At 67.5% G+C, this 11,409-nt stretch carries 9 protein-coding genes and 1 pseudogene; 8 read left to right on the top strand and 2 right to left on the bottom strand.

Annotation, left to right across the window (positions count from 1 at the left end):
- From OO70_RS49950 to OO70_RS49925, 7 genes are all read left to right on the top strand, one after another.
- The coding region (locus tag OO70_RS49950) for an amino acid permease (RefSeq protein WP_043688100.1) at positions 1-1,123 on the top strand (1,123 nt) is incomplete at its 5' end.
- A 301-nt stretch (positions 1,124-1,424) separates the two neighbouring features.
- Positions 1,425-2,147, top strand: coding sequence for a type I glutamate--ammonia ligase (locus tag OO70_RS53500; RefSeq protein ID WP_234337148.1), 723 nt, complete (start codon positions 1,425-1,427; stop codon positions 2,145-2,147).
- 370 nt (positions 2,148-2,517) lie between these two features.
- Positions 2,518-3,015, top strand: a complete 498-nt coding sequence (locus OO70_RS54345) for a zinc-dependent metalloprotease (protein WP_106971915.1) — start codon at positions 2,518-2,520, stop codon at positions 3,013-3,015.
- Positions 3,016-3,055: 40 nt separating this feature from the next.
- Positions 3,056-3,205, top strand: coding sequence for a hypothetical protein (locus tag OO70_RS55120; RefSeq protein ID WP_158711670.1), 150 nt, complete (start codon positions 3,056-3,058; stop codon positions 3,203-3,205).
- 475 nt (positions 3,206-3,680) lie between these two features.
- Positions 3,681-5,120 carry a DNA polymerase subunit beta gene (locus OO70_RS49935; protein WP_199827563.1) on the top strand — a complete coding sequence of 480 codons (1,440 nt, stop codon included), beginning with the start codon at positions 3,681-3,683 and terminating at the stop codon, positions 5,118-5,120.
- Positions 5,117-6,445, top strand: coding sequence for a hypothetical protein (locus OO70_RS49930; protein ID WP_051742495.1), 1,329 nt, complete (start codon positions 5,117-5,119; stop codon positions 6,443-6,445). The genes OO70_RS49935 and OO70_RS49930 overlap by 4 nt, the downstream gene beginning before the upstream one ends.
- A gap of 1 nt (position 6,446) precedes the next feature.
- A complete protein-coding gene (locus OO70_RS49925) occupies positions 6,447-7,628 on the top strand; it encodes a methyltransferase domain-containing protein (protein ID WP_063749796.1) in 1,182 nt (393 codons plus the stop codon).
- A 74-nt stretch (positions 7,629-7,702) separates the two neighbouring features.
- Here OO70_RS49925 and OO70_RS49920 read toward each other — a convergent pair whose 3' ends face one another.
- Both OO70_RS49920 and OO70_RS49915 read right to left on the bottom strand, forming a co-directional pair.
- Positions 7,703-9,013 (bottom strand): UDP-glucose dehydrogenase family protein, encoded by a 1,311-nt coding sequence (locus OO70_RS49920; protein ID WP_234337147.1) that lies wholly within the window; start codon positions 9,011-9,013, stop codon positions 7,703-7,705.
- 362 nt (positions 9,014-9,375) lie between these two features.
- Positions 9,376-10,077: an FkbM family methyltransferase gene (locus OO70_RS49915; RefSeq protein WP_199827562.1), complete on the bottom strand. Its 702-nt coding sequence runs from the start codon at positions 10,075-10,077 to the stop codon at positions 9,376-9,378.
- Between the two features lie 449 nt (positions 10,078-10,526).
- Here OO70_RS49915 and cutA point away from each other — a divergent pair.
- Positions 10,527-10,634: pseudogene (cutA, locus tag OO70_RS54335) on the top strand (divalent cation tolerance protein CutA); the annotation flags it as partial.
- Positions 10,635-11,409: the final 775 nt, after the last annotated feature.

Below are 11,409 nucleotides of genomic sequence, written 5' to 3'. Positions count from 1 at the left end.
CATGTCGCTGTTCGTCGGCGCCTGGCTCAACCTTCAGTGGGGCTTCACCCCCACCCCCGGCCGGACGCTGGCCATCTGCGGCGCCATCCTCCTGCTGCTGGCCGTGCTCAACCTGTTCGGGGTTCGGCTGGTCAGCATCCTGAACTCGATCAGCGTGTGGTGGCACATCGGCGGCGTCGCGGCGATCGTCGGCGCCCTGGCCCTTATCCCCTCCCGCCACCAGTCGGCGAGCTTCGTGTTCACCCACTTCGCCAACACCACCGGGTGGGGCAACCACCTCTACGTGATCGCGCTGGGGCTGCTGCTCGCGCAGTACACCTTCTGCGGCTACGACGCCTCCGCCCACCTCTCGGAGGAAACCGTCCACGCCCAGATATCGGCCGCCAAGGGCATCGTGCACTCCATCTTCTGGTCCTGGATCGTGGGCTTCGTGCTGCTTGCCGGGATGCTCTTCGCGATCCAGGACTACGCCGGCACCGTCGGCACCGCGACCGGGGTGCCGCCCGCACAGATCTTCCTCGACGCCCTCGGCCTGACCGGCGCCAAGATCCTCCTGCTGGTCGTGATCGTTGCCCAGCTGTTCTGCGCGAACGCCGGACTTGCCTCCGCCTCACGGATGGTGTTCGCGTTCTCCCGCGACGGCGCCCTGCCCTTCTCCAAGACCTGGCATCGGCTGAGCCCGCGTACGAAGACACCGGTCCCGGCCGTGTGGCTCACGGTGGCCGTCGCGTTCTGCCTGGCCCTGCCATCGCTGTACTCGCTGACCGCGTACTACGCGGTCACCGCGATCAACGTCATCGGGATCACCCCCGCCTACGCCATCCCCGTCTACCTGCGCTTGCGCGCCGGAGACCGCTTCGTCCGGGGCCCCTGGCATCTGGGCCGCTGGAGCAAACCCATCGGCTGGATTGCCGTGATCTGGGTGGCCTTCATCACCGTGGTGTTCTGTCTCCCGCAGGTCTCCCCAGTCACCGAGGACTCCTTCAACTACGCCCCCGGCGCGCTTGCGGCCGTACTTCTCCTGGCCACCATCGGATGGGCCACCCGCGGGCGACGCAGCTACGGCATCCCCGCGTACGGGACCGCCAAGGAGCGCGCGCTGCTGGGCGAGGACCTCGTATGAACGACACCCCTTTCCAGCCGGAGGTCCCCGGTTTCGCGGCCCTGTGCGGCCTGGTGGACCGCGGGGCTGTGGAGACCGTGATGGTGGCCGTGCCCGACATGCTGGGTCGGCTGAAGGGCAAGCGGATCGACGCGGAGCACTTCGTTGACCGCGTCGCGTTCGGCGGCAGTGACATGTGCGCCTACGTCCTGGCCACCGACGCGGACATGCGCCCGCTCGACGGCTTCGCCCTGTCCTCCGCCGACACCGGCTGGGGTGACGTGAGTATGCGCCCCGACATACACGCCTCCTACCAGCTGGCCTGGATGCGGCGCACCGCTCTGGTCTTCGCCGATGCCATGGGCCACGACGGACAGCCGGTCAGTGTGGCCCCGAGGCAGATCCTGCAACGCCAGATCGCCCGGCTCGCCGACCGGGGGATCACCGCCAGGGTCGGTCTGGAGACCGAGTTCGTGCTGAGTTACGCCGATGCCGCCAACCCCCATCACCGGGCTCTGCGGCCGGTGTTCGACCGCAACCTCGACTACGCGCTGGACCACCCGCGCGTGCTGACCCGCTTCTTCGCGGCGCGGACCCTCGCCGAACGGGCCGGGCTGGTGGCGAACTCGTCCCGGGAACCTTCGCGCCGACGACCTTCACCTGGGGCCGCGACAACCGCACCTGCGCCATCCGGGTCGTCGGCCGGGGCGAGAACCTCCACCTGGAGAACCGCCTGCCCGGCGCCGACACCAACCCCTACCTCGCGCTCGCCGCGACCCTCGCCGCCGTCCTGGCCGGCCTGGACCACAAGTCCGAACCGCCCCAGCCCTACATCGGCAGCGCCTTCGACGACCTGGAGGCACCACCGGTGCCGGGCTCGCTGCAGGAGGCCCTCGACGCGCTCCCGGGCTGCCCGTTGCCGGCACAGGACTTGCTCACCCCGGACGTGGTCGCGCACTACACGACCGCCGCCGGTCACGAACTCGCCGTGCACCGCACCACCGTGACCGACCTCGACCTGCTCAGAGGACTCGCCACCGTCTGAGCGGCACCCAACTCCCGTGCGCAGCAGCCTGGTTAGGGCTCGCCGCCGCGTACGGGGCCCTCCCTTCTTAGCGCTGGGTGCGCAGCTCTGGCTCCGTACTCGGTGCCGGGGAGCCGAACCCCCTTCGTTCCCCGGGACCAGACGGTGGCCCGGGGGACGAAGGGCCCTACGAAACAGACCAAACCGATCACTTCTCGACAGGACCATCTGTGACCCACACCCGCTTCACCGTGCTGGATGACACCCAACGCCATCCCGACCTGGCCGAGCGAATCGACCGGATCCTTCGCCAGGTGGCACCGACGGTGAACGAGATCACCGGCCTCCCGCTCCCCGCGGAGGTCCGTTTCCGCCTGCTGCCCCCGAAGGGATGGCGACAAGAGCTCCGGCAGAGCCACCACCGCATCCTCACCCGCGACATCGCCGACCTGGACCTGACGCCGGCAGAGAGCAGTGCCGCCCGACTCGGGCTCAAGATCGCGACTTTTCCGCCGTCTGGGCCAGTCTCTTCCTGCCGAAACGGGGAGTCCTCGCGCCACCGAAGAGTGTCTCGACCATCCTGGAGGGGCACGCCACCTGGGCCGAACGGCAGGCACTCAAGCGGCTGTTCGGCACAGCGGCTGATTTCCGAGAAGGACCCAAGTCCTGGCGTTACCGACTACACAACCGGGACATCGTCCGCCGTCTTGGCCCCGGACGCGAAGCGTACGAGCAAGGCTCCCGCCTCATGGCGCAGGCCGTCGCCGAACTCGGCACTGGCCTGGTCAACCAGATCTGGAAAGACCTGAGTCTCCTTCCCGCCGAGAAGGAGATCACCGACCCCGCCGCCTGGATCTACCGCATCGAGCGGGGGCACGCCTGTGCTTGATCCCCTGCCTCGTGCCACCGGGCTCGACGGCTCACGTCGCATGGACCGCATCACCGTAGTCGTACTGCACCTGCTGTTCGATCTCACCCAGCAAGCCGCCCGCTTCTGCTCCGGCCCGCAGCCCTGGGATTCACTCGCCGACTACGACGCCGACGAGTTCGCGTCTTTCACCAGGAAAGGACCGGCATGATCTCTTCGCGCACCGCTCGGCGCGACCTTGTGGACCGCCCAAAGCCAGAGCCCCCATCGCTCACCGACGCACACTCCCGCCGCATGTTCCGGCAGGTGACCGCGTTCCTGCTCCTGGCTCTTCCGTTCGCCGCGACAGTTGTCCTGATCGGGATCCGCTGGGAGAAGGCGGTCAATTGCGCTTGCCTCAACTCTCGGTCCCTGTCAGCTAGTTCCGACGGTGGCACCCCACAACCGACCGGCCATCCGGACCCGGTGAGCATCCAATGACACCCGCCCCGGTGCCCACTGCGGCAGGGGCAGTTGGCGCCGGGGCGGCCTCCAACTCTCGCCGCCGGGTGGCCGCCTCCATCGAGGGGCTTCCGGGCGCGGACGGACGAGCCGCCACGGTCGGCTCTCCCACGACCAGGTCACAGCGTTCCCTGTGCCGGGCCTGTTCACCCCATCGGATTCAACGTACTCAAGGGGGAAGCGCGATGCAGACCAGCGTGGTGATCGCGGGCGCAGGCCCGGCCGGACTCGCGTGCGCGCGAGCGATCAACAGCGGGCAACCCGACGTGGAGGTACTCCTTTTGGAGGCCGGCCGTAGCTACCGCCGTCGGCCCTGTCCGGTGGACCGCGGCTTGCGGTGCACGGGGTGCGGTGGCGTGTGCAACGTGATCAGCGGATTCGGCGGCGCGATGCACTACGGAGACGGCATCAAGCTATCCCTCCTGCCCTCGGGCCGCCGCCTGATCGACCGCCTTGGAAGCGGTCGCGCACACGAGCTGTGCGACCTCGCCTTCGACTGGCTCACCGAGCCGCTCGACGCAAAGCCGAACCCGTATCAGCAGCGTGTGTCGCCCGAGGCCGCGAAGTCCTTCGCCGCACGGGGCCTGTGGATACGTGAGTACCCCGTCGCGGTCGTCGGGGAGAGCGCCTTGCGGCGGATCATCGAAGGCTGGCACGACCGGCTCGGCGAGGGGGTGACTCTGTGGGAGCAGGCCGAACTCGTCGACGCCCAGCCGAAGGGTGACGGTCTCACCTGCACGGTACGCACCCATACCGGTCTGACTACGGTGGACACGCAGCACCTCGTACTCGCCACCGGCCGCCGCGGTGTCACCTCCACCGCGGACCTTCTGCGCCGCCTGGACGTGCCTATGACCGATCCCGACATCAGCGTGGGCGTGCGCTTCGAGATGAACGCCGAACTGCTGCGCGCGATCGGTCTGGAGCACCCCGATCTGAAGATCAGCCAGTTCCAGGACACCGGCGTGAACAAGGTCAAGACGTTCTGCTTCTGCGGAGGCGTCAATGGCGGCCGGATCAAGTTCACCCACTACCAGAGCAGTTTCGGTGATCCGGTGATCACGTTGGACGGGCACGAGACGATGGAGCGGGCAGTCGGCACGCGCCCGCTCGCGGCGAACCTCGGACTGCTGTGCCAGGCCACCGGCCGCGGCAGCGCCCACGAGGCGCAGGAGTCGTTCCTGGCTGTCTACCGGAAACTCGCTGGCGGACGGCCGTTCGTACAGACCCTGCGGGCCTTCCTTTCCCGTAGCGGCGACTCGCAGGAGTGGGCGGCGGTCGAGGCCCGGATGCCGTTCCAGCCCTCCGCCCAGGATCTGCAGACCGGACGTGTCGACCAGCTGTTCACCCTCGGCGAGTATGCGAGCCTCACGGCCGGCTTCGAGCGGCTGATGCCGTCGATCCTCGACCACTCCGGGCATCCCGCCGACCTCGAAAGCCTCCTGGACGCCGTCCTGGTCATCGCGCCGGAACTCGAATTCCTGTGGGCGAAGCCCTTGACCGACGACGGGTTCCAGGTGCCCGGTCTGCCCGTGCACGTCGTGGGCGACGCCGCCGGGATCGCTCAGGGCATCGTCCAGGGCGCCATGATGGGCGTGGCCGCAGGCCAGGCGATCGTCCGATGACGGCCACCACATCCCGGACATCGACTCGGCCGAGTCTCGACGCCCTCTACCCGAGTGCCGCGCTCGACCTCCCCGTCAACCCCGCCCTCCAGGCGCCACGGCTGGCTGCACCGCCGATGGAGCGACGCAACCTCGGCGGCTACCGCGACTACTACGGACCGAACATCCTCGCCGAGATCCCGGTGCCCGGAGCCGGCGAGCGCCTGGCCGTCATCGACAAGGCATGGCCCCACAGCCTCTACGACATCATGCTCCTGGTCGCCCGCGACGACATCCTGCGCACCAGCGTCGGCGACACCCCGCCCGCCGTCCTGACCGCCCTCATGCGGGCCTGCGCGCTGTTCGCCGAGTACGTCTCCACCCCCAAGGTGATGAGCGAGTTCGGGCTTGCGGGCAGTCAGACGTCGATCGCCTGGAACCACGACCGGACCGTCGACCGGGACAACGGCCAGTGGTGGGACAAACGCCTGCACCTGCACCTCAACTGCTGGCCCACTCCCGCCCACGGCAATCGTCCCGTACGCCTCGGCGCCATCGCGGACGCGACCACCCGGCGTTCCCTCGTGGATCCGGTCGCCTACCTCGCGCACCACGTGATCCTCGACGCCCTCACGGACTACTCCCTTCCCGACGGGTGTGTCGTCCTGCCGCCCGATCCCCTGCGGGATCACCGCGAGCGGCTGCCCGTCGGCCTCAAGATCCGGCTGCCCGGCGGCTGGCAGTTCGTCACGACCCCGCAGTGCCGCAGCCTGCTGCGGACACTGCACCAGACCGCAACCACCACCTACCGGGATCTGCTGCTCAGCTTCACCGGCCGGGCCGAACCCGCCACCGACTGGCGGCGACCGCCCTTGCTGCCCCCGCCCGACGTGAAGCGTCGCCTCGCCGGCCTGCGGTGGCTCACGCCAGGATCCCGCGAGGAATTGCTGCGTCTTCGCGGAGCGTTACGCGACCTGGCCGACCGGGAGCTGGAGTTGCTGCGCCGCCTGCCGCACGTCGCGAACCGCTGCATGACCCTCGGCGGGCTCAGCTACAACCTCGCCTTCCACTCACCCCACCCGGCCAGCTGGGAACGCTCCTTGAGCGCGACGCCCGACCTATTTCTGGTCATGCAGTTCAAACTGATCAGCTACATCGGCAGCAGCCCGGCTGTGCACGGCGCTGTCGCCTCTGTCATCGACCGCGTAGGCGGCCCCGTGATGACCGACGTCGACCGCGCTCTCCGCCATGCCTTTCAGACGGGTTACGTCAGCCTCCTCCGCCAGGCCAGCGACGGCCGCGCATGCGTGCCCTTCCCTCGACTCATCCCGCCAGAGGAGACATAAGGTGCTCGACGACGAGGTTCTTAAGTACTACAACGAGGGCACGGAGCAGGACCGACTCGCCGATCCGCGCCGCTCGATCGAGTTCCTGCGCACTATGGACATCCTCGCCAGGCACTTGCCGCCGCCCCCGGCCAAGATCCTCGATGTCGGCGGGGGACCTGGCCGCTACGCCCTGGCCCTCGCAACGGCCGGGTACACGGTCACGCTCGTCGACCCCGTCCCTCTCCACCTCGACCAGGCGCGTGCCGCCTCGGCGAAGGCAGACTCCGCGCTCGCCGAGATCACGGACGGAGACGCTCGGAATCTGATGGCCTGGTCAGAGCGGTCCTTCGACGCGGTGCTCCTTCTCGGACCGCTGTACCACCTTCCCAGAGCGACCGATCGGGCGCGGGCCTGGACGGAAGCGTGCCGGGTCACCCGTGACGGCGGACGGATCATCGGCGCTGGCGTCAGCCGCTACTACACCACCTGGGAGATGCTCTCCAAGAACAAGCTGGACCTGCCCGGCGCCGAAGCCCTCCTCGAACAGCACGTCAGCAGCGGCCAGCACCACAACCCCTCCCGGGACTACGGCCAGTTGTGGACCACCGCCTACCTCCACGACCCTGATGAGCTGGCTGCCGAAGCTGCCGCCGCACAGTGCCGGCTGATCGCCCTCCTCGCGGTGGAGGGCCCCGCGAAACTCCTGCCGGACCTCGCCGAGCGGATCCAACACCCCGTGGGCCGGGGGCAGGTCATGCGTGCCTTGGAACGCCTGGAGTACCTGCCCACAGTCCTGGGCACCTCCGAGCACGTCCTCGCCGTCGCCGAGCCCCGCTGGAATCCACCGGCCCTTGATCCGACCCTTGGTGCGAGCGACCTCGTTCACGCCGTGTCCCGCTGGATCGACAAGCATCCTGCCAACCAAGCCCGCAACTCCGAAGCACTGCTCTGGGGACGCGTCAGCAAGACGAGTGAGGAGGTCGGAGAGGTCGTCAGCGCCCTGGCGGCCGCGCTCGATCACAATCCCCGCAAAGGCCTGTCCGGAGACATGAGTCAAGTGCAGGCCGAGCTGTTGGACGTGGCGATGACCGCGCTGTGTGCCGTCGCGCACCTCCACCAGAATGATCCGGCGATCGACCTCGTGGGCCTGCTCACCCGGCACGTCGCCAAAGTCGCGGCCCGTGCGGGCGTGGCTCCCTAGCCTGAGCCCACCCGCGCGCCAACGGTGGCCCCCCGAGCGGGAGTTGGGGGCCACCGTCATGTACCGAGAACGCGTCAGCCCGTCGCGGTCGGTCGGCCGACGCTCATATAGGTGAAGCCATACCTCGCCATGGTGGGCGGGTCGAGCACGTTACGGCCGTCGAGAATCAGCGGCCGCCGCATCACCCCACGCACCTCGTCCCACGCAACCTGCGCCAACTCCGCCCACTCCGTGACGATGACGGCCGCGTCCACGTCCTCCAGCGCCTCAAGCACCGTCTCGTGCCGGGTCGCCGATGTCCACGGCTCGACAGCCTGAGGCTTGGCCATCGGATCCCAGCAGTGCACCTCCGCGCCCTCGGCCAGCAGCCGCGCGGCGATGATCGCGCTCGGAGCCTCGCGCATATCGTCCGTGCCCGGTTTGAAGGTCATCCCCAACAGGGCGATCTTCTTGCGGTGCAGACCGCCCAACTCGGCCTTCAGACGCTGGATGTGGCGCCGCGTCTGGAGCTCGTTGACCTCGATGACCGAGGTCAACAGCTGGAAGGGGTAACCGTTGTTGGAGGCCAGCGCCCGCAGCGCGCGGCTGTCCTTCGGGAAGCAGGAGCCGCCGTAGCCGAGACCGGCCTTCATGAAGTGCGAGCCGATCCGCGGGTCCAGACCGATCGCGGCAGCAACCTGCGTAATGTCGGCGCCGGTCGCCTCGCACACAGTGGCCAGCTCGTTCACCAGCGAAATCTTCGTCGCCAGCGCCGCGTTCGCGCCCAACTTCGTCAACTCGGCCGACGGGACATCCATGAGAACGACAGGCCCATCGACACCGTCATGCAGCTCCGCGACGAGTTTCGCGGTCGCGTCCTCCCAGGTGCCGACGACCACACGGTCTGGGTGCATGAAATCCGAGACCGCCTTGCCCTCGGCGGTGAACTCGGGGTTGGCGGCATAGCCGACGTGTCCAAGACCTGCATCGTCCAGCGCGGCACGGATGCGCGCACCGGTTCCTACCGGCACGGTTGACTTCACGACGACCGCAGTCAGGTGTGAGGCGCTCTTCAGGACATCGATCACGGCGAAGACGCGGGACAGGTCGGCATCTCCAGACGCTGTCGGGGGCGTGTCGACACACACGTACACGATCTCGGCATCGCGCACAGCCTCGTTCGCGTCCAGGGTGAAGGCCAGGCGTTCCGTGTTCCGGGCGATCATCTCGACCAGGCCCGGCTCGTAGATCGGAACATCGCCTTGATCCAGCTGCTGGATGCGTTCCGGAACGATGTCCCGCACGGTCACCGTGTGTCCAAGTTCGGCAAGGCAGGCCCCCGTCACCAGGCCGATGTATCCGGCGCCGAAGACTGCGACAGTGCGTTTCATCGTGAAGAGATCCATTCTTGCGTCGGTCGTCGAAGCGGCTACTGACGGATAGGAGGGCAGCGGATCTCAGGTTAGCGACAAGCGCGCCTCACTCATCGCGCTTCGATCGACGTTGTGCGATCACCTGATCAACTCGACCTGACGCATAAGGAGTTGATGTACTCGCACGAGTGCTGAGCCTGAGCAGCGCATCAGCTCAGGGGCTGGTGAGGCAGTAGACGTTTGAGGAACGCCTCGTTGTAGGACGGTCCGCCGTTCCCAGCAGATGCGCACGCGGCAGAAGCCGCGGAGCCAGGCGGTTGGATCGGCCGAGTGGCGATGGGCCTACCGAGGCAGGTCCAGCTCCGCGGCCATCAGGACCAATCCACATCCATGTGTTAGCCGTTGATACCGCCTTGAGCGCCGGGCGCTGCGAGCGGTGAGGGCCTGACCGCGAACACCATGCCGATGTCGCCGGCCCGCTGCACCGAATCCTGCTCAGTGCTGACGGTCAAGCCGTGTCTGTGGAGGACCTCGCAGACCGTGTCGCGGTTCTGCTGCCAGCGCTCCACCTCGACGACGGCCTGGCGGACCAGCGGCCAATGCCGTTCCTCGATGCCTTTGAGTACCTCAAGTTCGGCGCCTTCCACATCGACTTTGAGCAGGTCGATGTGGTTGATGCCCTGCTCGTCGAGCACCGATGACAGGGGCCTGACCTTGACTCGGTGTGTCTCAATCTGCCGCAGCACCCGCAGCTTGCGGCTGATGAGAAGAGTGAGGATGGGAGCGGGTACGCGGCGGAGGACCGGTCCCAGGCCGCCCTGGCGGACCATTTCGACAACGCTGGCGGTGACCCGGCGCCGCTCATCCTCGATATTCCCCTGATCCCGCGAGGAGGACGAGAATATCGTGGCGGCCGGAATGTAGCTGAAGTCGAGCTCCTCGTCACGGGACGCTAAGCCGTAGGGGAGCGCGGTCAGACGTCCGTTGAAGAACTCGCGAGCATTGCGTTCGAGTGTCGCGTGGAGTGGCGGCAACGGCTCGAAGGCGTAGATCCGCACGTCTCCGTCCAGCCGTCTATAGACGGCGGCCGAGAACACACACCGATGTTGGCGCCCACGTCGAGGATCGTCGCGCCCGGCCTGCACTCGATGCCGTGGGCGAAGTAGCCTTCCACCTCCTCGCGGAGGAAGGACGCCTCCCAACGATTTACACTGTGCAGTTCCATCGCGCTCATGGTCATGACAAGGTGATCTATCAGGGTTGGAGCCAACAATCCAGCCCGCACCCTTCGCTGCGGCTGCGGCTGCGGCTGCGGCTGCGTCCCAGATCCACAGGGTGTGACATGGGCGGGACCGGCCCGATCGTCGAGCTCGCCGCGCCGCAGGCAAATCCGACCCTGTCGACGCCCTCGCAGCGCTCTCCGGCCGCGCCAACGGACCCCGAAGGATCGCGACGACATGGTCGAGGCAATCCGCACACTCGGCGTAGTACGCGCCAGCACCATCAAGGCCCGCACCCAGATCATCAACCAGCTCAGATCACGATGCTCTCCGAGAAGCACCCGTACGACATCCCCCAGTGGATCACGCTGCCTGTGACCGGCGGGTCTGAGGCGTATCTGTCGTGGGCTGTTGAGGAAACGGCACGGGTCTGAGAACGACGTACCGCGCGACGGCGGTCGTGTTCTGAGCTTGCCGTGTATCGAACGAGGGGATCGATTCAGGACGCGAACTGCCGCAAGTGGTGGGCGAGTTCCCGCTCGCTGTCACCCGGCGACTGGTCCGGCGCCGCCGTAGGCACGCGCGGCGACTCCTGCTTCGGCTTCAGTGCCTCCCGCGTCCCTACCGGAATCGGACCCTGCGTCAAGGCGACCCTGTGCAACCTGGCCATCGGTACCCTCCGCCGACTGGTTACGGCAACATCGCCGCCGGACTGCGCAGGCACTCCCGGGACACCGCCCGACTGATGCCCCCTCTCGGCGCCACATGATCAAAACGGCCATAACGTGAAAATGACGCAGCCCTGCATCAGCCCCCGGACCGCAGTTTATGCAGGGGGAACGAGATGCCATCGAATCTGGCTGACCGTCATGAATCAGGCTAGGCAGGGCAAAGCCGAAGCTCTGTGCATAGGCATGTCCACATCAGTCTGGCAGCCTGATGTCGGCGTCGCCGGGCCTTCAGCGGGGACGCGTCCGATATTCATCACCGGACCGATGGGCGGGGCGCGCCGGATGAGTCTCATGATGCGACGTGAGGGCCGTGTGCCGAGACGTTTCACCTCGCTGGGTTTCGTCGCTGTCGCGACCTGCCTGCTGGCTTCATTTCAGATGGGTGCGGCTCTCTTGTAGTGAGCTGGTGATGCCGTGCGCCGTTGCCGTTCGTGGTCGAACGGCGGATCGTCGTGTTCCAGGACGTGGTCTTGGAGGC

The sequence above is a fragment of the Streptomyces xylophagus genome (assembly GCF_000716435.1).
Taxonomy (GTDB): domain Bacteria; phylum Actinomycetota; class Actinomycetes; order Streptomycetales; family Streptomycetaceae; genus Streptomyces; species Streptomyces xylophagus.
Note: the sequence above shows the minus strand (reverse complement) of the source record. Positions and strands in the feature narration are given on the sequence as shown.